We start from the raw sequence: 23,850 nt of genomic DNA on the forward strand, positions 1-23,850 counted from the left end.
GATCACGCCAGCGCGGCCCAATACATTCGTAAAACAAAGCCCACGGCACGCCGTGGGCTTTATTGGCAGTCAGTCAGGCAGCGCCTTACTGAGGCGACACTTCGGTTTTAGGTTTGCCGTTGTGCCACTCGTAAACCACGAATTTGAAGTCCTTCAGGTCGCCCTTGTCGTCGAAGCTCAGGTCGCCGGTAGGTGTCTTGAAGGTGCCTTTGTGGATGGCTTCAGCCACCTTGGCAGCATCTTCGGACTTGGCAGCCTTGATACCTTCGGCAATCACTTCAACGGCCGAGTAGGACGGGAACACGAACGGACCGCTCGGGTCTTCTTTCTTGGCCTTGAATGCATCGGCCAAGGCCACGTTGGCCGGATCCTGGTCGAAGGACTTCGGCAGGGTCACCAGCAGGCCTTCGGACGCGTCCTTGGCGATCTGGGTGATCGAGTCGTTACCCACGCCTTCCGGACCCATGAATTTGGCTTTCAGGCCTTTTTCCTGGGCTTGACGCAGGATCAGGCCCAGCTCCGGGTGGTAGCCGCCGTAGTAGACGAAGTCGACGTTGGCTTGCTTGAGCTTGGCGATGATCGCGGAGAAGTCCTTGTCGCCGGCGTTGACGCCTTCGAACACGGCAACCTTGGTGCCTTTCTTCTCGAGGGTGGATTTGACGGCGGTGGCGATGCCTTCACCGTACTGCTGCTTGTCGTGCAGCACGCCGACGATTTTCGGCTTCACGTGATCGGCAATGTAGTTACCGGCGGCAGGGCCCTGGGCGCTGTCCAGACCGATGGTGCGGAAGACCATTTTGTAACCACGGTTGGTGATGTCCGGGCTGGTGGCAGCCGGGGTGATCATGATCACGCCTTCGTCTTCGTAGATGTCCGAAGCAGGCTGGGTGGAGCTGGAGCACAGGTGACCGACCACGAATTTGACGCCGTCGTTGACGACCTTGTTCGCGACCGCTACCGCTTGTTTGGGATCGCAGGCGTCATCGTATTCAACGGCTTCGAGCTTCTTGCCGTCGACGCCGCCCTTGGCGTTGATCTGTTCGATGGCCATTTTCGCGCCACTGAACTGCATGTCGCCGTACTGGGCTACTGGACCGGTTTTAGGGCCGGCGATACCGATCTTGATGGTGTCAGTTGCGAACGAATGGCTGGCAACCCCGGCCAGAACCATAGCGGCAAACAGTTTGGAAATCTGCTTAGTAGCCTTAGTCATAGTGCTCCACTCTTACTGTTGTATTTTTTTAGAGTCCTGACGCCGTAGCAGCAGAACCGGGACAGATATCTGGGCGATACCCTCCGGAAAAGCCCCCGGCAACTGTACCGGTACAGTGTAGAGCGCCGGTTGTTGGCCTGGGAAGCTGGCGCCAGGGGGCAAAACCTGAGGGTGTCGCTTTAATGAAAGAAAAAGACAGAATTGCGGCGGGACGTTCAAAGGGCTTATGCCCCAATCATCAGCATTCCTTGGCGTTCCTGCTCTTTTCGTTCGGTACGGCCTTTTGCAACCGGGTTTTTCTGCCGGACCACCGACGTTATCATTCGCGCCGATTTCTTTTCCGGACAGTCCCATGAATCAAGAACCTAGCACCCTCTATGCCAAGCTGCTTGGTGAAACCGCATCTATTACCTGGAAAGAGTTGGAGCGCTTCTATGCCCAGGGTGCCCTATTGTGGGTCGACGCCAGCCTGGATTTGATCGCGGTCGCTGAGGCCGTGGCATCGGATCAGGGCGAGAAAGTCGCTGCCTGGCTGGCTGAAGACAAGGTCGCCAAGCTGTCTGAAACGCGGGCGCTGGATATCTTCGAGCGTGATCCCGAGATGTGGGCGGTGGTGGTCCGACCGTGGATCCTGGTCCAGGAAAGGGCGGCGACCTGACGGGTTGCACCTTGTTGGTGCGGGCGCTGACCGGCAAAAAGTGTGTAGCGGAGTAGCGTGATGGCCGATTGCCGTAGAGAAATGCCACAGGCGAGGGTGGCATAACGGTGACGTAAACGTAACGGGCACAGTTTATTGAGCAGCCTGACGGCTGCTTAATTGTTTCGGGATGTTGGAAAGGCTGAAATATTCAGTGAATTAGCGGGCCTCTTCGCGAGCAAGCCCGCTCCCACAGGGGAATGCATTCCAAATGTGGGAGTGGCGGTGCGACGATTCGACTTGCTCGCGAATGGGGCGACTCGGGTCTGGATCAGACCGTGTAAGTCTTGCCCGTATGGTTATTGAGGGAAATAACCTTGGTCTTGCCGATCCGGTGACGGTAGATCTCGCGCAGGTACTTGATCGACTTCTTCACGCAATCGCGCGACAGGCGAATGTCATTGATCGAGACAAACTTCTCTTTGTCGTTGATCAACTCGCGGTACTTCTTCTCGTACATCGGCTTGATCGCGTACCAGTTGGTATCGAGGATCTTCGCCGGGTTCTCGAATTCGTTGAGCAGGTCGTCGATGCGGTCCTCGTCGAACTCTTCCTGAATGATGAAATCGAGGATCGAGTTGTCCAGGGTCTCGTCGAAACGGTACGGGGTCTTGGCGAAGCAGCGCTTGATGAACGCCACGATCAGCGTCAGGAAGTCGTCCGACAGGCACGGGCTCTTGGCGATCAGGGTGGTCAGCGACAGGTTGGCCGAGGCGCCGATCACCAGCGCGTAGCGCTTGAGCGTGGTGTTGGGGAACAGGCTGTTGAGGTGGGTCTTCAACCGGTTCAGGTCCATGTACGACAGCTTGTAGTCTTTCGGCAGCGAAACGATCGAGACCACCGACGAGCAGTTCTTGAAGAAGTGCAGGTCGTGCAGCGCAGCCGCGTCGTAGCCGGAGTTCTTGTATTGCTCAAGCGAGGCGCGATAACGCTTGGACTCGATCGGCAGCAGGCTGATGCCTTCGATGGCCTGGGTCACTTTATTGAAGTGCGGCAGGTCGATCGAGCGGAAGAACAGGTCGTCGATGTTCAGGCGCTGCGGCTCTTTGTCGAACACCTTGAACTTGTCGCTGCTCGGCGGCGGGGTTTCCGGCACCACGGATTCGGCGTAGGCAATCGCCACCGGGCCGGCCAGACTCATGAACAGGTCGTTGGCGTCCAGGCGAATGGTCTCGCCGATGTCGATGCCGGCGCGACGGAAATAGTTCTGGTCGTAGTCGGTCGTGACCGCCTGGGCCGTCAGAATGTTGAAGATCTGCTGCGAGATGTATTGGTTGGCGTGCTTCTCCATCGCATTGACATCAATGTTCTGGATGTTGCCGTCATCGCTCTCTTCGGCGTAACGCATGATGTCGTTGGAAATCAGCATCATCGCGTTCCATGGGCGGATACGGCCCATGACGCTGGCTTCGCTGCTGTCTTCGTTGGCGAAGTTGTACGAGAAATCCCATTCTTCCGAGAGGTATTTGCACAGCAGACGACCGGCGTTGATGTGCAGCGCCTCGGACATTTCGCTGCGGTGGTCGGAAATGTTCGGCAGCACGCAGATGCCGCTGGTGAAGATCGGTTCGAACACGAAGGAGTGACCGCTCTTTCCGTCATGCTCGTCCATCGGCTTGGTGTCGAACGTCTTGTTCATGTACGAGTGCTGCTGGGCCAGGCCGAATTCCGAGGCCATGCCCGAACCGGTACCACCGCCGGCACTGAAGATCGAGAAATACAGGCGCGACTGGTTGGCCTTGATGCCGCAGCTGTCGATCAGGTACGAGTGGATCATTTTCCAGTCAGGGCTGGAGAAACGCTGGGTGTCCTTGTTCAGGATGATCTTCGCCAGGTACTGGCCGAGGATCGGCGCGTTACCGGCGCCACCGGCGTGGACTTCGGACAAGTCCATGATCTTCATCTTGCTGTAGTCGCGCAGGAAACCGCTTTTTTCGCCCTTGCGCGAGAAACGGATACGCCCGGCGATGTCCTTGTCGAGGTCGCCGAGCATCACCAGCGGTTCCACCAGGAACACCGGTTTGGTCGACTTGTTCGGGCCGATCCGCAGGTTCTGCTTGATCCACTGGGCCGGGCTGTAGCCTTTGTCGGAGGCCAGGCGACGGTCAGCCGCGCGATCTTCGCTGTTGAATTCGTTGAGGTAGAACTTGCGCGCGTTGTACACCAGCTCCGCCACGTCGAGGGCGATGTTGGAGCCGCAGCGACCGAGGCCGATCAGGCACACCGACGGGAATTCCTGATCGTTGTGCTGTTCGTTGTCGCCTTCCAGGTGCGGCGGGCGCGGGAACACCAGGTCACGCAGGCCATCGAGGTTGTCGAGGATGCGGTCGGTATTGGTTTCGGTGAAGTACAGGTATTGCTGGGTGCCCAGCGGGCGCGAGGGGGGCAATGGCTTCATCGGGGCAGGGCTGTTCGCCGCAGGGCTCAGAGTCAGATCGGATACCGCAGTGGCCGGATTGTTTTTAGAAGTCATTGAGCGCCATCTACCTGGACTGGTTGGTTCAACGACCGCTGTCGTCGAACCTCACGGAATGGGAATCTCGCGTCTTTTTCTTGCGCGTGTTAGGCCCGTGCGTCAGGGGGTATGACCTGAGTGCCGCGCGGGGGAATCCTTTCCTGATTGATGATGGATCGGCCATTATTCGGCGATCTTTAATCAAAAGGAGGCTAAATGATGTCAACGCGACCTTCGTTGGGTTTTGCCGGAATCGGCCTGATGGGCCTGCCGATGTGCCGCCGTCTGCTGGCCGCCGGTTACCCGCTGACCGTGTGGAACCGCAACCCGGCCAAGTGCGCGCCGCTGGTCGAGGCCGGCGCCCGGCAGGTGGCGACTCCCGCCGAACTCTGTGAGCAGGCTGACGTGGTGATGCTGTGCCTGGCCGACACGGCGGTGGTGCGCGAAGTGGTGTTCGGTCCGGCCGGCGTGGCTGAGGGGGCGAAACCCGGTCAGTTGCTGGTGGATTTTTCCAGCCTTGAACCGACGGCCACCCGTGAAATGGCCGCCGAACTGGCCGACAAGGCAGGCATGGCCTGGCTCGATTCGCCGGTGTCCGGCGGGGTGGTCGGGGCCGAGGCCGGCAGCCTGGCGATCATGGTGGGCGGTGATGCAGCGGATCTTGATCGCGTACGACCGGTATTGCTCGAACTCGGGCAGCGCGTCACGCACATGGGTGGCGTCGGCGCCGGTCAGGTGACCAAGGCCTGCAATCAGATGATCGTCGCCTGCAACGCTTTGGTGATCGCCGAAGTGGTGGCGCTGGCCGAGCAGGCCGGGGTCGATGCCAGCCTGATTGCCGAAGCGCTGGCCGGTGGTTTTGCCGATTCGAAACCGTTGCAGATCCTCGCCCCGCAAATGGCCGAAAGCCGTTTCGAACCGGTGAAATGGCACGTGCGCACGCTGCTCAAGGATCTGGATACCGCGGTGATATTTTCCCGGGAAACCGGTTCGGCCACACCGATCAGCGGATTGGCCGCACAACTGATGCGCCTGCATGGGGCACAAGGCTTTTTGCAGAAGGATCCAGCGACACTGGTGCAAATGTACCGCGCGCCAGACTCAGCGGATTGAGCACGTGCGCGTGTTTGCGCTGGTTGATTTCCTCCAGTACCGGGCGCAGTTCGGCCAGTGGCACCGGACGGCTGAGCAGGTAGCCCTGAATGAAGTCGCAGCCCGAGCGCTCGAGGAATTCGTATTGCTCCAGGCTTTCGACGCCTTCGGTGACCACCTGCAAATGCAGGGTGTGCGCCATGACGATGATCGCCTGGACGATTTCCATGTCGGCGGTGGCCTTGGGGATGTCGAGGATGAACGAGCGGTCGACCTTGAGGGTGTTGAGCGGCAGGCGCTTGAGATAGGCCAGCGACGAATAGCCGGTGCCGAAGTCGTCGATCGACAATGACACGCCGAGGGCGCGGATCTGCCGCAGCAGCACCAGGGTGTTGGCGATGTTGCCCATCAAGGCGTTTTCGGTGACCTCCAGTTCCAGCCGTTCCGGGGCGACCCCGGCGCTGCGCAAGGCGTGCTCGATTTCATTGGCCAGCTCTTCCCGGGCCAGATTCAGCGGTGAGCAGTTCCAGGCGATCTTCAGCTCTTCACAGCCATGGCGCGACAGCTCGCCGAGATCTTCACAGGCCTTGCGCAGGACCCAGTTGTCGAGCTCGGCAATCAGGCCGTTGTTTTCGGCGATGGCAATGAAGCGATCCGGGGTGAGCAGGCCGTGCACCGGGTGCTGCCAGCGGATCAGCGCTTCAAGCTTGGTGACCTTGCCGGTCTTGAGTTCGAAGATCGGCTGGTAATACAGCAGCAGACCGTTCTCCTGACGCAGCGCGTGGCGCAGTTCCTCCTCCAGTTGCAGTTCGAGGCTGGCGCGGTTTTTCAGGTTGGAATCGAAAAAATGCACGCCGTTGCGCCCGGCACCCTTGGATTGGTATAGCGCCAGATCCGCATGCTTGAGCAGTTCATCGCAGGTCGAGCCGTCCTCGGGAAACAGGCTGATGCCGATGCTGGTGGTCATCACCATGCGTCGTCCGGCAAGTTCGATCGGTTCTTTCATCTTGAGCATGATGCGCTGGGCCAGATTGCGCGCTTCTTCGCGGTCGCGCAGGCCGATGAGGATGCAGAACTCGTCGCCGCCGAATCGCGCCACCACGTCTTCATGGCTGCGCACCGAGCCCTTGATGTGCTGGGCGATGACCTTGAGCAGTTCGTCGCCGGCGTCATGGCCGAGGCTGTCGTTGATGCGTTTGAAGTGGTCGATGTCGAGAAACATCACCGCCAGCATCCCGCCTTCGCTGGATTTCTGACTGAGTTTTTCGGCGAAGATCTGATTGAAACCGCGTCGGTTGATCAGGTTGGTCAGGGCGTCGTAGTTGGCCACGTGCTGCAGCGACATGCGCGCCTGATCAAGCTGGCTGAGCAGGGCGTTGACCCGGCGCAGATCGTGTTCCTTGTTCTGCAGCTTCTTGTCGGCCAGCGCGGCGCTGATCGCGCTGCCCAGGATCAGCAACGTGATCAGTGCGACGGTGAGGCCCAGTTGCAGGTGACTGGATTGCGACGCCAGGGTCGGCAATTGCCCCTCGGGCAGCACCAGTTGCAGCGCCGCCATGCCGGTGAAATGCATGCTGAGGATGCCGGCGCCGAGAATCAGCGCGGCCAGGTATTTGAGCATCTGGATGTGCAGGCCACTGCCTTCGCGCAAGTTGCCGGCAACCCACAACGCCGCGAAGCTGGCGCCGATGGCGATCACGATCGACGACAGGAACAGGGTGGGCTCGTAGTAGGCCGTGGCGGCGGATTCGATGGCGGCCATGCCGACGTAATGCATGCCGGCGATGCCGAGGCCGATGACGATGGCGGTCTTGAGGTACTGCAGCAGGTTCGGTTGGGGCGTGCTCAGGGTGTGCATCGCCAGCCAGGACGCCAGTAACGCGATCACCAGGGAAAACAGGGTCACGGGCAGGTCGTATTGGATGTCGATCGGCGCCTGGAACGCCAGCATGCTGATGAAGTGCATCGCCCAGATGCCGCCGGCCAGGCAGGTTGCGCCGATCCAGCGCCACAGGCGTTGCGAACCGGGCTCTTCAGCGTGGGCGACCCGTTCGGCCATGTCGAGGGTGGCAAAACTCGCGGCGCAGGCAACCAGATAGGCCACCAGCACCAACAGGGGATTGTGTGTGCAATTGAGGATGACCTGCCCGCTCTCCGGCTGCTCGGCAACAAATTGCAAACCAAGCCACTCCATAGCATGCCCCGTCTCTGAATACGTCCTTACTGCGTCATCAACGCAGGCGAATGTTTGCAGTATAGAGGCGGTTTTAGCCGTGCAAGCGGTAGTGGCACATTGGCGCTAATGATTTCGGCATTAGCGTCATAGCGATTGGCTCTAAGCGTTGAAGCGCCTGAATTCAGGCGACTTCGTTCCAGTGCGGTTGCAGCGGTGGCAGGCCGAAACGGGCACGTGCCTTGTCGCAGTCGGTATTCTGTTCGCCGTTTTCCCACGACGCTTCGAACTCCCGGCAGGGGCTGGAACGCTTGTCGTAGATCGTGCAACTCACGGCTGTTCCGACTTCGCCCTCCAGCGCGGTGCAGCGCGGCGCCTTGCGGTCGGTGCCGATCATCGCGACCCGGCTGGGCGTGATCTGGGTGACCAGTTCATCGGGCACGGTCCCGCCGGAGGATGCGCATTCACCCCAGAAAAATGACACACGAAAATGGGAACAGCAGGCACCGCAATTCAGACACGGACTGACTTCGGACATGGGCGGGATATCAAAGGGGTTGATCGGCAGGATCCGGACGGATCCGGCGGCCATTCTAGGCTTCGCCACGGCGTTGGGAAGGGGGGCGTGAAAGTATTTTTTCATTGCCGGATTTTTCTGCAAAACCCCCGGTTTTCGGGGGATTCGAAGCATTTCAAGGGCTTACGTTTCGTTACACGGCCATGGCCCGTCATCAGGCTTGCGAATGATCACAGACAGCCCCGACGAGCGTGACTAGATTGCAGGTTCCGGGCTCGATGCGTTGGCAGTGAAGCCCTAATAACAATAAAGAGACGGACCCATGCAGAACTCGACCCAAGCGGCGAATGCCTGGCGCATTCTGTTCCTGCTGTTCCTTGCCAACCTGTTCAACTTCTTCGACCGCACCATCCCGGCGATCATCATCGAACCGATCCGCATGGAATGGCACCTCAGCGACTTTCAGTTGGGGATCGTCGGCACCGCGTTCACTCTGGTTTACGCGATTGCCGGATTACCACTGGGCCGCCTGGCCGACACCGGTTCGCGCAGCAAACTGATGGGCTGGGGCCTGGCGACCTGGAGCGCGCTGACGGCGGTCAACGGTCTGGTCGGCAGTTTCTGGAGTTTCCTGCTGGTGCGCATGGGCATCGGCATTGGTGAAGCCAGTTACGCGCCCGCCGCCAACTCGCTGATCGGCGATCTGTTCCCGGCCCATCGCCGGGCCCGGGCAATGGGCATTTTCATGCTCGGCCTGCCGCTCGGATTGCTGCTGGCCTTCTTCACCATCGGCTGGATGGTCAAGGCGTTCGACAGCTGGCGCGCGCCGTTCTTCATCGCCGCCGTGCCGGGGCTGGTGCTGGCGGTGTTCATGTTCTTCATCAAGGAACCCAAGCGCGGTGCGGCGGAAACCGTGCAGGTGTCGCAAGAGAAAGTCGACAAGCCGATCCGCCGCGTCCTCGCCGTTCCAACCTTCCTGTGGCTGGTGATGGCCGGGCTGTGCTTCAACTTCGCGACCTACGCCTGCAACTCGTTCCTGGTGCCGATGCTCCAGCGTTATTTCCTGATGCCGTTGCAGGACGCGGCGGTGGCGACCGGGGTGATCGTCGGTGTGACCGGGTTGATCGGCCTGACCCTCGGTGGCTGGATCGCCGACAAGATTCACCAGCGGGTGGCTAACGGGCGACTGCTGTTTGCCGCGTTCAGCCTGATCATCTCGACCCTGTGCACGGCGTGGGCGCTGCATGCCGGGCGCATCGAGATCGGGGTGTTCGTCGCGGTGTTCAGTGTGGGCTGGCTGTTCGCCTACAACTTCTACACCTGTGTGTACACGGCGATTCAGGACGTGGTTGAACCGCGCCTGCGGGCCACGGCGATGGCGCTGTTCTTTGCCGGGTTGTATTTGCTGGGGGGCGGTCTGGGGCCGGTGGTGGTTGGTGGTTTGTCGGATCACTTCGCCAAGTCGGCGATGGCCTCGGCGGGCGCCGAGCAGATGACCGAGGCGTTCAAGGCCGTCGGGCTGCATGATGCGATGTACCTGATTCCGGTGGCGCTGTTCCTGACCATGGTGTTCCTGTTCCTCGCCTCACGCTGTTTTGTGCGGGATGCGAAGCGGATGAAGGACGGGATGGTGGCGGTGGTTGAGCCAGAGGTTGCAGCGGTGACTGCATAACCGCCTTCGCGAGCAGGCTCGCTCCCACATTCGACCGCATTTCCTCCTGAAGGAAACCGGCCAACTGTGGGAGATTCTATGTTGCAGGGGAACCCTGCAACCTTAAATTGGGTTGGTATTCGCTCTGATTTTTCATGAGGGCGAATGCCACCCGGCAAAGCTTACGGGCGAGGATGACCAAGGCCTGGGTTCTGGCTAGACCTCTTGCCAGATAGGATTCATAGAACGGTTTCCAAACAGGGGACCGACAAGCTGCCATAGCTGCATTGTGTGCAAGACGCCGTAATTCCCCGTCACCTTTTTTGCTCAAGTGGCGAGGACTGTGTTTCTTGCCTGAGTCCTTTGCCTTCAAATCCATTCCCAGAAAGGCGATGAACGCATCGGCGCTGGCGAACTCACCTCGCATGTACGTAGTTGCCAGTCCCGTTGCCGTGAGTTCACCAATCCCTTCAATCGCTTTGCAGCGTCTGATGTTTTCGCTAATGCCGGCCTCTTGGCTGACTTTGCGAAGTAATTCCTGAATGGCCTGATCAAGCTGTTTGAAATGCTCCAACCCATGGGCCAAAAGATCTTCAAGGAGAGGTTCGTTTGACCAGCTCAGCATGATACTGACTCGGGCCTTCATCAGCTGCGCACGCTTGTTAAGCAGACTTTTCAACACCGTGTAGTGCCGTGGTGGTGGGCTCCAGACCCGCAGCCGGTGCTGTTCACTGGTTAGATAACGCGCCAGAAGACGTGCATCACAAGGGTCGGTTTTTGCACGCTGACCGATGCTTTCGCGGTAATGGCTCACCCGGTAAGGGTCCACGACGTAAACCCGATGCCCCATACCATGGGCCAGTTCGGCCGTATCCAGGTGGTAGAGATTAGTGGCTTCCAGGGAAATCGAGCTTTGTGCGGGCAGGGTCTTCAGCCAACGACCTATAGACGTACGGTCGTTGTTGATGACCTGAATGTTTTTCAGATCTTCGCGATAAGCGACGATTTCGGCTTTGGCCACATCGACACCAATCACCGTTGGCGAGGTAAGGATTGTCATGACGAATCCTCGGAGCTAGGGTTTAAGAGCTTGTCGGGGTCTACCGTAGCGCTGGCTTGCCTCTATCGTCGGTTTTACCGATGAATTCCTTATCGGCGCTTTAGGTAGAAAGGGCGGGACGAGAAGTCTCCCACGGTCCGTACTGGCTAGAGTCGGAATCGAGCTTTTAGTCCCGCCCACCCCTTCAAGTCTAAACATACAAGCGGGCTTGCTCGCGAAGAGGCAATCAGCCGCGCAGGATAAATATCAGGCAAACAAAAAGGCCCGCATCGCTGCGGGCCTTTTCTTTTTTTGGCGATGGAGCAGGGCGGTTTAGCCCGCCACCAGCACCCGGATCGCTTCCAGTCGCAGCGCCGCTTTGTCGAGCATCGCCAGACCTTGTTCACGCTGCTTGCGCAGGGCATCCAGTTCGCTGTCGCGCACGGTCGGGTTGACCGCCTGCAACGCGGTCAGGCGTGCCAGTTCTTCGTCGGTGTCGGCTGCCAGACGGCGGCGGGCCTCGGCGACGCGCTCGGCGTGGCGCGGGGTGACCTTGTCTTCACCGGCGTTGATCCGTGGCGTCAGCTGATCGCGCTGGGCCTGGATGAACTTGTTGGCGCTGGCGCGCGGCACGCTTTCCAGTTGGTCGTTCAAGGTCTCGAACGCCACGCGCGATGACAGGTCGTTGCCGTTGGCGTCGAGCAGGCAGCGCAGGGCGGCCGGCGGCAGGTAGCGGCCCAATTGCAGCGAACGCGGGGCAACCACTTCGCTGACGTAGAGCAGTTCCAGCAGCACGGTGCCCGGCTTGAGCGCCTTGTTCTTGATCAGCGCGACGGCGGTGTTGCCCATCGAACCGGACAGCACCAGATCCATGCCGCCCTGCACCATCGGGTGTTCCCAGGTGATGAACTGCATGTCTTCGCGTGACAGCGCCTGGTTGCGGTCGTAGGTGATGGTCACGCCTTCGTCGTCGCCCAGCGGGAAACTGGCGTCGAGCATCTTCTCGCTCGGCTTGAGGATCAGGGCGTTTTCCGAATGGTCTTCGCTGTCGATGCCGAACGCGTCGAACAGGGTTTCCATATAGATCGGCAGGGCGAACTGGTCGTCCTGTTCGAGGATGGCCTCGACCAGCGCTTCACCTTCGCCGGCGCCGCCGGAGTTGAGTTCCAGCAGGCGGTCGCGACCGGTGTGCAGCTCGGCTTCCAGGCGCTCGCGCTCGGTGCGCGCCTCGTCGATCAGCGCTTGCCACTCGCCGTCGTCGGCCTCTTCGAGCAGCGGCAGCAGGCGCGAGCCGAACTGATGCTGCAATGCGTTGCCGGTCGGGCAGGTGTTGAGGAACGCGTTCAGTGCTTCGTGATACCACTGGAACAGGCGCTCTTGCGGGCTGGTTTCCAGGTACGGCACGTGCAGTTCGATGATGTGCTTCTGGCCGATCCGGTCGAGACGACCGATCCGTTGTTCCAGCAGGTCCGGGTGCGACGGCAGATCGAACAGCACCAGGTGGTGGGCGAACTGGAAGTTGCGACCTTCACTGCCGATTTCCGAGCAGATCAGCACTTGTGCGCCGAACTCTTCGTCGGCGAAGTAGGCGGCGGCACGGTCACGCTCGAGGATGTTCATGCCTTCGTGGAACACCGTGGCCGGGATGCCGGAGCGCACGCGCAGGGCATCTTCCAGGTCCATCGCGGTTTCGGCGTGGGCGCAGATCACCAGCACTTTGGTGCGCTTGAGCATCTTCAGCTGGTCGATCAGCCACTCGACGCGCGGGTCGAATTTCCACCAGCGTTCTTCTTCGCTGGCGTCCGGCTGGGCCTGGAAGCTGACTTCCGGGTACAGCTCGGCGTGTTCGCCCAGGGGCAGTTCGAGGTATTCGTCCGGGCATGGCAGCGGGTACGGGTGCAGTTTGCGCTCCGGGAAACCCTGCACGGCGGCGCGGGTGTTACGGAACAGCACGCGGCCGGTGCCGTGGCGGTCGAGCAGTTCACGCACGAGGCGGGCGCTGGCTTCGGTGTCGCCATCGTTGACGGCGGTGAGCAGGGCTTCGCCTTCATTGCCGAGGAAACCGTGGATGGTCTTGTGCGCGGCTGGCGACAGGCGACCCTTGTCCAGCAGCTCCTGAACGGCTTCGGCCACCGGGCGATAGTTTTCGCTCTCGGCGCGGAAGGCGGCCAGGTCATGGAAACGGTTCGGGTCGAGCAGGCGCAGACGGGCGAAGTGGCTGTCCTGGCCGAGTTGTTCCGGGGTGGCGGTGAGCAGCAGCACGCCGGGAATGACTTCGGCCAGCTGTTCAACCAGCGAGTATTCCGGGCTGACTTTCTCTTCGTGCCACACCAGGTGGTGGGCTTCGTCGACCACCATCAGGTCCCAACCGGCAGCGAACAGGGCGTCCTGGGCCTTTTCATCGTCGACCAGCCACTCCAGCGCCACCAGGGCCAGTTGGGTGTCTTCGAACGGGTTGGTGGCATCGCTTTCGATGAAGCGTTCTTCGTCGAACAGCGCGACTTGCAGGTTGAAGCGGCGGCGCATTTCCACCAGCCATTGGTGCTGGAGGTTTTCCGGCACCAGGATCAGCACGCGGTTGGCGCGGCCCGACAGCAACTGGCGATGGATCACCAGGCCGGCTTCGATGGTCTTGCCCAGACCCACTTCGTCCGCCAGCAGTACGCGCGGCGCGATGCGGTCGGCGACTTCACGGGCAATGTGCAGCTGGTGGGCGATCGGTTGTGCACGCACGCCGCCCAGGCCCCAGAGCGAAGACTGCAACTGGCGGCTGGTGTGTTCCAGGGTGTGATAACGCAGGGAGAACCACGCCAGCGGATCGATCTGCCCGGCGAACAGACGGTCGCTGGCCAGACGGAACTGAATGAAGTTCGATAGTTGGGTTTCCGGCAGGGTGACCGCTTCGTTCTGTGCGTTGAGGCCGTGGTAGACCATCAGGCCGTCGACGTCGTCGACTTGCTGGACGGTCATCTTCCAGCCTTCGAAGTGAGTGATCGAATCGCCCGGCGAGAACCGCACGCGGGTGAGGGGCGCATTCCGTAGCGCGTACTGGCGAGTCTCGCCAGTGGCCGGGTAAAGCACGGTCAACAAGCGGCCGTCCTGTGCCAGAACGGTGCCTAAACCAAGCTCTGCTTCGCTGTCACTGATCCAGCGTTGCCCCGGTTGATACTGCTGCGCCATGCTGCCTGACTCCCACCTTGAAAAAGCGGGCTATCTTAACGGAATGAGGGCCCGAGGCCAAAGGATAAGGAGCGGTGACGAGCTTTTGGCTGCACGCTGCAAGTAAGGCAGATGCGGTCATCTGTCAGTTTTACGCAGGGCCGGGGCACCTGTGAGTGCCAACCCGGTCACAAGTTTGCGACAGATGGTTCAAGGCAACCTCGCCCCAGCCGATAGCTTGCTGACAGGAGACCCTTCATATGCTGCCACCGATGCTCCCCCTGAGCGCCGTGCCGATCACCTCCCAGCAGGATCCGATCCGCCAGCGACCGGATATTCCCCCTGTGGTGCCGGTGCAGGAAAGCTCCAACGAAAGCACCATCGACCTGCAAAAGCGCGACCCGGAAGAAGACGGCTATCTGCTGCGCGAAGAGCAGCGCCGCCAGCAGGAACGCGATCGCCGCCGCCGCGAAGCCGACGACGACCCCGAAGCGCACCTCGCAGTGCCCGGCACCGAACTGAACGCCGACAACACTGTGCCGGTGGCGCCGTTGATGGAAGATCAGCCGCGTCAGGGGCTTTGGGTCGATATCGAAATCTGAGGCCGGGCGGCCAGCTGTGTCAGGTTTTCCAGCAACACGTCGATTTCTTCTTGTGTGTTCAAGTAGCTCACCGCCACCCGCGCAATATTTGTCAGCCCGCGCGCCTGCATGTCCAGCGGCGTGTAGGACACGCCATTGGCGCCGATGTTGATTCGTCGTCCGGCCAACGTCTGCTTCAGCGCCACGCTGTCCCAGCCCTCAAGCGTGAAGGCGATCAGCCCGGATTGTTGATTGGCCGCGCCGAGATTCCGCAGTGTCAGACCGGGAATCGCCTTCAGGCGTTGGCGCAATCCGCTGCTCAGTTGTTCGATGCGTTGGCGGACGGGGATCGCGCCGAGGCGGTTGTACTCCTCCAGCGCATTGGCCAGACCGGCCAGCAGGGCCAGCGATACCTCGCTGGTTTCAAAGCGGCGGGCGTCGTCACGCAGGGTAAAGCGCTTGCCGTCCCACGGCGCCGACAGTACATCGCGTTGCACGGGGAGCAGCCGTTGCAGGAATTGCGGCCGGATGTACATCAACGCCGTGCCGCGCGGCCCGCGCAGAAACTTGCGTCCGGCACCCTTGAGCACGTCGCACTGCAAGGCCTGAACATCGCAGGGCAACTGTCCCAGTGCCTGGCCGGCGTCGATGAAATAAGGGATGCCGTGGCGCCGAGCGACATTGCCGATCTGCGCGGCGGGGTTGATCAGACCGCCGTTGGCCGGCAGCCAGGTCAGGGCGATCAGGCGTACCTGGCCGTCGATCATCTGCGCCAGGGCTTGCGGATCGACCGCACCTTTGGCATCGCAAGGAATCACTTCGAGCCGCGCGCCGGCCTTCACCGCTTCGGCCATGCACGCCAGATTGCCGGCCCATTCATGGCGACCCACCAGAATCCGTTCGCCGGGCTGCCACGGCCCCAGCGCGTTGAACGCCTGGCTCCAGGCCGCCGAGCCGCTGCTGGCGAAGGCGATGTCTTCGGGCTGGGCGTTGAGCAGGGCGGCGGCCGCATTGCGCGCGCGTTCCTGTACCCGGTTGTCCGCCGCCTCCATCGGCCCGCCGAGCGCTTCGCGTTGCAACTGTTCGATTACCGCGTCGAGGGTCGCCTGACTCGGCAGCGAAGCGCCGGCGTGGTTGAAGTGGATCACCTGAGCGCAGCCGGGCGTGGCGGCGCGCAGACGCAAGATGTCGTCGATGTTCACGGCTTGAGCTCGAAGATTGCGTCGATTTCCACCGCGACGCCGGCCGGCAGGCTCGCCACGCCGACCGCGGTGCGCACGTGTCGGCCCTTGTCGCCGAGGGCGTTGACCAGCAGATTCGAGGCGCCGTTGGCGACAACGCCCTGAGCCTTGAAGTCCGGCGTGGCGGCCACGAAAACCCCGAGGCGCAGAATGCGCACCAGTTTCGACAGGTCATCGCCCAGCGCATGGCTCAACTGGGCGAGCAGGCCCAAGGCAGCCAGTTCAGCGGCGTTAACCCCTTCTTCGTCGGAAATTGCTTCGCCCAGTCGCCCGATGAACGCAGGTTTGCCGTCGAGCAATGGAATCTGCCCGGAGATGAACAACTGGTTCTGGCTGACCACATGGTTGACGTAATTGGCGATCGGCTGGCTCGGCTCGGGCAGGCGCAGGCCGAGTTGTTGTACGCGTTGGCTGAGGGAATCGGTCATGGGAAGTCCTCCTGAGTGAGGGCTTCAGCATGTTAGTGCGAGCGAAGGGCGACAAACGGATAGATTTAATCCGACGCATCCAAAAAACTCATGCGTTTGCGGTTTCCTCCAGCCACTCGCAGAAACTCTGCGCCGCCGGTGTGGGCGGGCGTTGCGGCGTGACCAGCCAATAACCGATCTCGCCGAGCATCGGCGGGGTGTCGAAGGCCGGTACCAGCGCGCCTTCCTTGATCCGCCGTTCGATCATTCGCTGGCGACCCATGGCAATGCCCTGACCGGCGACGGCCGCTTCGACGACGATGTTGTAGTCGTGGAGCATGACGCTGGGCACATGAGCCAGATCGATGCCGCTGTGTTGCTGCCAGTCAATCCACTCGAACGGCTGGTACGACTTGGCCATCAGCAACGGCCCGTTGGTCACGCCCCTGGCCTTGAATGCCGGGCTGCACACCGGCGTCAGGATCTCGCCCATGAACCGGCGGGCCTGAACTTTCGGCCAGCCGCCCTTGCCGTAGCGGATCGCCAGATCCACCTCGCCGGCGTCGACATCCGCCAGTTGTACGGCGGGCAGCAGTTCGACGTGGATGTTCGGGTATTTCGCGTTGAAATCCGCCAGACGCGGCGCCAGCCACAAGGTGGCGAAGGAGGCGAGCAGACCGATGCGCAGGTTGGTGGGGCGCTCGCCGCGCAGGTCGTGGGTGGCGACGGCAATCGCGGCGAGGGCCGGCTGGATTTGCCGGTAATACTGTTCGCCGGCGGGTGTCAGATCGATCGACCGGGTACGACGGACGAACAGTCGCTGATCGAGGAATTCTTCGAGTTTGTGCACCTGATGGCTGATCGCGCTTTGGGTCACCGACAGCTCATCGGCAGCCTTTATGAAACTCAAATGACGGGCCACGGCCTCAAAGGCACGCAAGGCCATCAGCGGTGGCAGGTCCTGATGCAGGGGCACGGCGCAGATCCTTCGGGTTCAGGGCGAGGCGCCGATTGTGCAAGCAAATCCGGTGGGCGGTACATGAAATGTTGTAGAGGGTTCAGGCGAGTGGCTGGTCAGCGTTCGCGCCAGGCCGCATTATTGGCGCAGTCCTGCCGTTGAAGCGGCAGTTGTGATTCAGTCCAAGCGATGCACCGAACGCCATGAGCCAAGACGACAAGCTGATCGACCTCAACACCGAACGCGCCAAGCGGGTTCATGACCTCAACGAGAAGCGCCTGAATGAAGTGCGCCAGGCTTTCGAGCAGGCCATGCCGTTGGGTAAACCGAAGAAAAAGCCGAAAAACAAACCGAAAAAGCGTTGATCTCCCCTGCATCCGTTGATGCAGGTCAGTTATTTCCCTTCCTTTCCTCCTCTCTGTGACCGGCATTGATCCCGGTCAATTCCTGCGCCTGCCTGATTGGTTAACTTAGTTCCATCGCAGCAAAGCAGGGGCCAGGAGGCCAGTCATGTTTTTCGATAACGTGGTGTTTGCCGGGGTCCTGACTGTGGGGCTGATGGTTCTGTTTTTTGCAGGGTTTGGATTTTTTATCTGGAAGGATGCGAACAAGCGCAAGAAGCCTTGATTCTTCCGGGTTTGATGAGCACGCAAGGCATTTTGGGCAACTTCGGTTGCCCTTTTTTTTTGTGTCTTGGCGGCCTTTGGGCCGACCAAGTTGTGGTCCGTTTTGGGTGAATATCCGTTTTTTTGGTAACGGCTTCCTATGGTTCCGCCCTTACGGCGGCTCACTTTTTCAAACGCCAAAAAGTAAGCAAAAGGCTTGGCCCCGGCGTTCGGCACCTCGCTTTGGCTCGGTGTTCCTTCGTTCCGGGATTCATCCGGGGGCATCGCCTACGGTTTGCTTCGCTGCACCTCCTCTCGATGCATGCGGCTTCGCCGCACGGTCGCTGCGCTCCCACCCCCGGATAAATCCCTCCACTCAGCCTTCCGATGGGGCCGGCAGGTCAAGAGCGGTACTCGAGCTAACGCTCATCGTATTGAGTGGTGGAAAGCCAAAGCCAAAGGCAGGCTTGAGATGTTTGCTTTTAAGACCTGAGTTCACCTCGGTATCTCACGTCGGCGTACCTCTCCCAAACAACTCGGTCAGTGCCCTCTCCCTCCGGGAGAGGGTTAGGGTGAGGGCGTTCTTGATCTTCAGCGCCTCTTTACCGCGACCAACAAAAAAGGCGTGATCCTCTCGAATCACGCCTTTTTCATTCCAGCGATCTATCAGCTACCCAGCGCCTTCGACGCCAGCCAGAACAGGCCGGCCGACAGGGCCACGGTGGCCGGTAGGGTCAGGACCCAGGCCAGCAGGATGGTTTTCACCGTGCCGCCTTGCAGGCCGCTTTTGTTGGCGACCATGGTGCCGGCCACGCCCGAGGAGAGGACGTGGGTGGTGGACACCGGCAGGCTGAAGATGTTGGCCATGCCGATCAGGCTGGCGGTGGTGATCTGGGCCGACATGCCTTGCGAGTAGGTCATGCCTTGCTTGCCGATCTTCTCGCCGATGGTCAGTACCACGCGTTTCCAGCCGACCATGGTGCCCAGGCCCAGGGCCAGCGCTACCGCCAGAATGACCCAGAACGGGGCGTATTCGGTGGTGGTGGTCAGGTCTTTGCGCAGTTTGTCCAGGTCGGCTTTTTCACGAGCGGCGAGGCCTGGCAGTTTGCTGACTTTCTTCGCAGTGTCGTCCAGGCAGAGCAGGTAACGACGCACTTCGATGCGGCTTTCCGCGGACAGCGAGTGGTAGTCGGCTACACCTTTGAGGGTGTCGAGCAGGGCGGCGATGGTCGGTTCGGTCTGTTGCGGGTTGCAACGGAATTTCTCCGGCAGGTCGCCTTCCACGCTTTTGCCCAGCGCCAGGAATTCACCCAGAGTGTCGGCGTTGCGCTTGTAGAACTGGCTCAGGTGCAGGGTCGCGTCGCGGGTACGTTCGATCTGGTAGGTGGTGCTGTTCAGGTCGAGTACGAACTGCGCAGGCACGATACCGATCAGTACCAGCATGATCAGGCCGATGCCTTTCTGGCCGTCGTTGGAACCGTGCACGAAGCTCACGGCCATGGCCGAGATCACCAGGACCAGGCGATTCCAGAACGGTGGGTGCTTCTTGTCGTCGATCTTGCGGCGCTGTTCCGGCGTCTTGTGCATCTTCGACAGCGGACGCCACCACTTCAAGCCGATCAGCACCAGCGCGGCGATCAGGAAGCCGGCCATTGGCGAGAACACCAGCGAGGCGCCGATATCGATCGCTTTCTGCCAGTTGACGCCGTCAGCCAGTGGAATTTCGTTGATCAGGGCGTTGGCCAGGCCGACACCGAGGATCGAACCGATCAGGGTGTGCGAACTGGAGGCCGGGATACCGAAGTACCAGGTGCCGAGGTTCCAGGCGATCGCGGCGGCGAGCAGCGAGAACACCATTGCCAGACCATGGCCGGTGTTCACGTTGATCAACAGTTCTACCGGCAGCAGGTGCACGATGGCATACGCCACGCCAACGCCGCCCAGCAGTACGCCGAGGAAGTTGAACACGCCCGAGAAGAACACCGCCAAGTGAGGCGGCATCGCTTTGGTGTAGATAACAGTGGCTACCGCGTTAGCGGTGTCATGAAATCCATTGATGAACTCGAAGGCGAGGACAAATGTCAGGGCGAGCAGGAGGCTCACAAGCACCCAGGCATCCAGTCCGCTGAATAAATCGATCATGAAGGTTTTCTGACCCGGTCATAAGGGGGCGCGATTATGCCAGAAAAGACTGGAAATCGATCCCCTACCTGCTCATCGGTAACATTCTTCAACGAATTAATTTGTATCAGGGGGCATTACCCAAGCTTTTTGCAGGGATTTTCAAGCCTTTGATTTTATTGGGAAAAATGCGATGAGTCGGCGGATTGGCCGGTTGTCGGGAGGGGGCTGAAGCTTGTATGAAATATCTGAGAAACGCGTCTGACATGCTCCCAGCCTGTGCAATACAGGGGGAGTTGGCCGCTGCCCGCGGGTAGCGGGCGCGCAAGGCATCGTCAGCCCACCGTGCTTGTAACCCGGTGAGTACGCTTACCCTCGAAAGATGCAAAGGACGGCGTCAAGGCTCTTCGGCTTTGAGTTCCTCTTCCATTTTTTTCAGTTCTTGCTGGAAGACCTGATCCTGAACGGTAGGGCGTTTACGCCAGGCTTTGCGTTCCGGTTCGGGCTGGGCGGCGTAGGTGGTGACTTCCCCGCCGTAAACTTCCTTGTAACGTTGTTCCTGGCGCTCAAGTTCCGCGCGCAGTTCGTCTTTCGTCACAGTGCTACCTGTATGAGTTGAGAAAAATGTCTGGTGAACGCACTGCACGAATCATTTAACCGAATCGCCAACAAGGACTTGCCTGTAAAGGCAGCGGTGTTGTCGGGAAGACGGTCAAGACTTCCATGTTGCAGGCGGCTACGGCACCAGATTAAAACTGACGCAGCATCAGTTTCCTGTTTCAGCGAGCGCGCTGGCGGTGCATGAGTAATGAGCGTCAGGCGCTGGCCGGGGCCGGCAGCGATGGACATCGCGCCAGCGGGTGGCACCGTCGGCAAATAAAAGCGCGGTGTCACTGAGGTGCATTATAGCGGCCGAATCGGGATTGACTATCTTTGCCAAGTTAAAAACGGTTCCGGATGTGTGATTGTTTTGTGAGGTGCAACTTTCATCAATAGTTGCATCGCCGTTGCGCAGTGTTTGATTTCTGGCGCCATTTAGTCGGACAACTAAGGCGCTTAAACCGCACCGGCGTTCCAAGTTCAAATCTGTTGCGCACAACCCAAACGAGGAGGTGAGGGCGATTGCGATTATCGGTCGACGGTTCGATAATCGCCCGGTGTTGGCGGTGTGTCGCTTGTGTATCTGCCGACGAGCCGCTTGTATAGCCGTTGATCCGAACAAGAAAAAAAGGACCTGACATGAACGATCAAATGCGCAATTCCTTCACCTCGGTAGCGCCGCCGATCGTCGCTTCGCCGGCCAAGCGTATCCAGGCCCTGACCGGTGATCCGGATTTCATGACCTCCCTGGCCCGTGGCCTGGCGGTGGTGCAGGCGTTTCAGGAGCGCAAGCGCCACCTGACCATCGCCCAGATCAGCCACCGCACGGAAATTCCCCGCGCCGCTGTGCGCCGTTGCCTGCACACACTGATCAAGCTCGGCTACGCCACCACCGATGGGCGCACTTATTCGCTTCTGCCGAAAGTGCTGACCCTCGGTCACGCCTATCTGTCGTCGACGCCGCTGGCGGTCTCGGCCCAGCCGTACCTCGACCGCATGAGCGAGCAACTGCACGAGGCCTGCAACATGGCCACGCTGGAAGGCGACGACATTCTCTACATTGCCCGTTCGGCCACCACCCAGCGTCTGATTTCGGTGGACCTGTCGGTGGGCGGGCGTTTGCCGGCGTACTGCACGTCGATGGGGCGAATCCTGCTGGCGGCGCTGGACGACACCTCGCTGCGCGAATATCTCGACCACGCCGAACTGGTGGCCAAGACCAGCCGCACGATTCACACCCCCGACGCCTTGCTCGAATGTCTGCAGGAAGTCCGGCAGCAGGGCTGGTGCATCGTCGATCAGGAACTGGAACAAGGTCTGCGTTCGATTGCCGTGCCGGTGTACGACGCGTCCGGCCAGGTGGTGGCCGCGCTCAATGTCAGCACCCACGCCGGTCGGGTCAGTCGTACCGAGCTCGAGCAGCGCTTTCTGCCGGGCCTGTTGAGCGCCAGTCGCGACCTCAGTGCGCAATTGTTTGCCTGATGAAGCTGTTCGATAAACGCACAGAGTTGCGTTTATCGAATTGACGCTAAAACCCCCGGATCATTAATGTCGCGGCAGCGTCATCCGGCACGAATGTGAATGAGCCCGCCGGATCGTCGACTCCCATAATAATGACAAGAGGCAACTTCCCATGCGCACGTTCCCCGACTGTCGCCGCTCCCGTTCCTGTTGCCGGTATTAGCGCAACGCCTGATTTCTTCCTTATATAGTTGTGACCGTGCCGCTCTCTGGCCGGCCGCCGTTCGACTGCGTTTTCTTGCGTGGAATAAAAATAATGAACCAGCCTCAGTCCGCTGTAGGTCACTGCCTCGACGTGCAGTCCTTCATCAATGCCCAACCGATCTCGCGCTATCAGTGGCGCGTCGTGATCCTGTGTTTCCTGATTGTGTTCCTCGATGGCCTCGACACCGCGGCCATGGGTTTTATCGCGCCGGCCCTGTCCCAGGACTGGGGCATCGACCGCGCCAGCCTCGGCCCGGTGATGAGTGCCGCGCTGATCGGAATGGTCTTCGGTGCGCTGGGCTCCGGGCCGCTGGCTGACCGCTTCGGGCGAAAAGTCGTACTGGTCGGCGCGGTTTTTCTGTTCGGTGCTTTCAGCCTGGCGTCGGCCTACGCCACCAATGTCGATCAGTTGCTGGTGCTGCGTTTCCTCACTGGTCTGGGACTGGGCGCCGGGATGCCGAACGCCACCACGCTGCTGTCGGAATACACCCCGGAGCGCAAGAAGTCCCTGTTGGTGACCAGCATGTTCTGCGGCTTCAACCTGGGCATGGCCGGTGGCGGGTTTATTTCGGCCAAGTTGATCCCGGCATTCGGCTGGCACAGCCTGTTGCTGATCGGCGGGATCCTGCCGCTGATCCTCACCGTGGTGCTGCTGCTCTGGCTGCCGGAATCGGCGCGTTATCTGGTGGTGCGCAATCGTGGCACCGACAAGGTGCGCAAGACCCTCGCACCCATTGATCCTGCCATCGTTGCTCAGGCCGCGAGTTTCAGCGTGCCGGAACAGAAAACCGTGAAAGCGCGCAACGTGTTTGCGGTGATTTTTTCCGGCACCTACAGCGTCGGCACGTTGCTGCTGTGGCTGACCTACTTCATGGGTCTGGTGATCGTGTACCTGCTGACCAGTTGGCTGCCGACCCTGATGCGTGACAGCGGCGCGAGCATGGAACAGGCGGCGTTTATCGGCGCGCTGTTCCAGTTCGGCGGAGTGTTGAGCGCGGTGGGCGTAGGCTGGGCGATGGACCGCTTCAATCCGCACAAGGTCATCGGCATTTTCTACCTGTTGGCCGGGGTGTTTGCCTACGCGGTCGGGCAGAGCCTGGGCAACATCACGCTGCTGGCGACGCTGGTGCTGGTGGCGGGCATGTGCGTCAACGGCGCGCAATCGGCGATGCCGTCGCTGGCAGCGCGGTTTTATCCGACGCAGGGCCGGGCGACCGGTGTGTCGTGGATGCTCGGGATCGGCCGCTTCGGCGCGATTCTCGGAGCGTGGATGGGCGCAACCCTGTTGGGCCTGGGCTGGAATTTCGAGCAAGTGTTGACGGCGCTGGTGATTCCGGCGGGCCTGGCCACCGCAGCGGTGGTGATCAAGGGTCTGGTCAGTCACGCGGACGCGACCTGAGTTTCATTGCGAGGACGTGTTCGCACGTCGAGCCGGCCGCAGAGAATGCTCCGCGCTCGGCTCCGGAAGGGACGCGGAGCGTCCCGGGCTGCGTTCCCACGCAGAGCGTGGGAACGATCAGTGTCACTTCCGCACGCAGTGCGGGAGTGATCATTAGGCAGATAACAATCTGTTCGATAAACGAACACTCAGTCGATTATCGGATTGTTTGGTGAAA

Annotated in this window: 19 protein-coding genes; 8 read left to right on the forward strand and 11 right to left on the reverse strand. The window is 60.5% G+C overall.

What is annotated here, in order from left to right; translation table 11 throughout:
- Positions 1-85: 85 nt before the first annotated feature.
- Positions 86-1,213, reverse strand: coding sequence for a branched-chain amino acid ABC transporter substrate-binding protein (locus tag PDR5_RS06365; protein WP_064593959.1), 1,128 nt, complete (start codon positions 1,211-1,213; stop codon positions 86-88).
- 352 nt (positions 1,214-1,565) lie between these two features.
- Between PDR5_RS06365 and PDR5_RS06370 the strand changes: the two genes are divergently transcribed.
- The gene (locus PDR5_RS06370; RefSeq protein ID WP_064593961.1) at positions 1,566-1,871 is read left to right on the forward strand and encodes a DUF2288 domain-containing protein; all 306 of its coding nucleotides are present in this window, start codon (positions 1,566-1,568) and stop codon (positions 1,869-1,871) included.
- A gap of 310 nt (positions 1,872-2,181) precedes the next feature.
- On the opposite strand, the gene PDR5_RS06375 is transcribed toward PDR5_RS06370, so the two are convergent.
- Complete coding sequence (locus PDR5_RS06375) at positions 2,182-4,383, reverse strand: hypothetical protein (RefSeq protein WP_064593964.1); 2,202 nt, start codon at positions 4,381-4,383, stop codon at positions 2,182-2,184.
- A gap of 198 nt (positions 4,384-4,581) precedes the next feature.
- Here PDR5_RS06375 and PDR5_RS06380 point away from each other — a divergent pair, with 198 nt between their 5' ends.
- The gene (locus PDR5_RS06380; RefSeq protein WP_172829471.1) at positions 4,582-5,478 is read left to right on the forward strand and encodes an NAD(P)-dependent oxidoreductase; all 897 of its coding nucleotides are present in this window, start codon (positions 4,582-4,584) and stop codon (positions 5,476-5,478) included.
- On the opposite strand, the gene PDR5_RS06385 is transcribed toward PDR5_RS06380, so the two are convergent.
- Both PDR5_RS06385 and PDR5_RS06390 read right to left on the reverse strand, forming a co-directional pair.
- Positions 5,369-7,651: a putative bifunctional diguanylate cyclase/phosphodiesterase gene (locus PDR5_RS06385; RefSeq protein ID WP_064593966.1), complete on the reverse strand. Its 2,283-nt coding sequence runs from the start codon at positions 7,649-7,651 to the stop codon at positions 5,369-5,371. The two genes, PDR5_RS06380 and PDR5_RS06385, sit on opposite strands and share 110 nt — an antisense overlap.
- 163 nt (positions 7,652-7,814) lie before the next feature.
- Positions 7,815-8,168, reverse strand: a complete 354-nt coding sequence (locus PDR5_RS06390; protein WP_039771496.1) for a YkgJ family cysteine cluster protein — start codon at positions 8,166-8,168, stop codon at positions 7,815-7,817.
- Positions 8,169-8,469: 301 nt separating this feature from the next.
- Here PDR5_RS06390 and PDR5_RS06395 point away from each other — a divergent pair, with 301 nt between their 5' ends.
- The gene (locus PDR5_RS06395) at positions 8,470-9,819 is read left to right on the forward strand and encodes a spinster family MFS transporter (protein ID WP_064593968.1); all 1,350 of its coding nucleotides are present in this window, start codon (positions 8,470-8,472) and stop codon (positions 9,817-9,819) included.
- Positions 9,820-9,895: 76 nt separating this feature from the next.
- On the opposite strand, the gene PDR5_RS06400 is transcribed toward PDR5_RS06395, so the two are convergent.
- Positions 9,896-10,858, reverse strand: a complete 963-nt coding sequence (locus tag PDR5_RS06400; RefSeq protein WP_064592530.1) for an IS110 family transposase — start codon at positions 10,856-10,858, stop codon at positions 9,896-9,898.
- Between the two features lie 312 nt (positions 10,859-11,170).
- Positions 11,171-14,017 carry an RNA polymerase-associated protein RapA gene (gene rapA / locus PDR5_RS06405; RefSeq protein WP_039771405.1) on the reverse strand — a complete coding sequence of 949 codons (2,847 nt, stop codon included), beginning with the start codon at positions 14,015-14,017 and terminating at the stop codon, positions 11,171-11,173.
- Positions 14,018-14,256: 239 nt separating this feature from the next.
- Between rapA and PDR5_RS06410 the strand changes: the two genes are divergently transcribed.
- Entirely contained in the window at positions 14,257-14,598 is a 342-nt protein-coding gene (locus PDR5_RS06410) for a hypothetical protein (protein ID WP_007959194.1), read from the forward strand.
- Here PDR5_RS06410 and PDR5_RS06415 read toward each other — a convergent pair.
- From PDR5_RS06415 to PDR5_RS06425, 3 genes are all read right to left on the reverse strand, one after another.
- The gene (locus PDR5_RS06415; protein WP_064593970.1) at positions 14,568-15,779 is read right to left on the reverse strand and encodes an aminotransferase class V-fold PLP-dependent enzyme; all 1,212 of its coding nucleotides are present in this window, start codon (positions 15,777-15,779) and stop codon (positions 14,568-14,570) included. The two genes, PDR5_RS06410 and PDR5_RS06415, sit on opposite strands and share 31 nt — an antisense overlap.
- On the reverse strand, positions 15,776-16,246 hold the full coding sequence (locus PDR5_RS06420; RefSeq protein ID WP_064593972.1) for a RidA family protein: 471 nt from the start codon (positions 16,244-16,246) through the stop codon (positions 15,776-15,778). The genes PDR5_RS06415 and PDR5_RS06420 overlap by 4 nt, the downstream gene beginning before the upstream one ends.
- An 88-nt stretch (positions 16,247-16,334) precedes the next feature.
- The gene (locus PDR5_RS06425; protein WP_064593974.1) at positions 16,335-17,201 is read right to left on the reverse strand and encodes a LysR substrate-binding domain-containing protein; all 867 of its coding nucleotides are present in this window, start codon (positions 17,199-17,201) and stop codon (positions 16,335-16,337) included.
- A gap of 185 nt (positions 17,202-17,386) precedes the next feature.
- Here PDR5_RS06425 and PDR5_RS29805 point away from each other — a divergent pair, with 185 nt between their 5' ends.
- Together PDR5_RS29805 and ccoM are read left to right on the forward strand one after the other, a co-directional pair.
- On the forward strand, positions 17,387-17,548 hold the full coding sequence (locus PDR5_RS29805; RefSeq protein WP_007959203.1) for a hypothetical protein: 162 nt from the start codon (positions 17,387-17,389) through the stop codon (positions 17,546-17,548).
- Positions 17,549-17,693: 145 nt separating this feature from the next.
- Positions 17,694-17,810, forward strand: coding sequence for a cytochrome c oxidase subunit CcoM (gene ccoM / locus PDR5_RS30325; RefSeq protein WP_007959205.1), 117 nt, complete (start codon positions 17,694-17,696; stop codon positions 17,808-17,810).
- Between the two features lie 644 nt (positions 17,811-18,454).
- Here the strand turns inward: ccoM and PDR5_RS06430 are convergent.
- Both PDR5_RS06430 and PDR5_RS06435 read right to left on the reverse strand, forming a co-directional pair.
- Positions 18,455-19,930: an inorganic phosphate transporter gene (locus PDR5_RS06430; RefSeq protein ID WP_011332813.1), complete on the reverse strand. Its 1,476-nt coding sequence runs from the start codon at positions 19,928-19,930 to the stop codon at positions 18,455-18,457.
- 376 nt (positions 19,931-20,306) lie between these two features.
- Positions 20,307-20,507, reverse strand: coding sequence for a hypothetical protein (locus PDR5_RS06435; RefSeq protein WP_007957826.1), 201 nt, complete (start codon positions 20,505-20,507; stop codon positions 20,307-20,309).
- Between the two features lie 641 nt (positions 20,508-21,148).
- On the opposite strand from PDR5_RS06435, the gene pcaR reads away from it, so the two are divergent.
- A complete protein-coding gene (gene pcaR, locus PDR5_RS06440) occupies positions 21,149-21,991 on the forward strand; it encodes a pca regulon transcriptional regulator PcaR (RefSeq protein WP_007917109.1) in 843 nt (280 codons plus the stop codon).
- A gap of 295 nt (positions 21,992-22,286) precedes the next feature.
- Positions 22,287-23,633: an MFS transporter gene (locus tag PDR5_RS06445; RefSeq protein WP_011332817.1), complete on the forward strand. Its 1,347-nt coding sequence runs from the start codon at positions 22,287-22,289 to the stop codon at positions 23,631-23,633.
- Positions 23,634-23,850: the final 217 nt, after the last annotated feature.

Source organism: Pseudomonas sp. DR 5-09 (assembly GCF_001655595.1).
In the GTDB taxonomy this organism is placed as follows: domain Bacteria; phylum Pseudomonadota; class Gammaproteobacteria; order Pseudomonadales; family Pseudomonadaceae; genus Aquipseudomonas; species Aquipseudomonas pharyngis.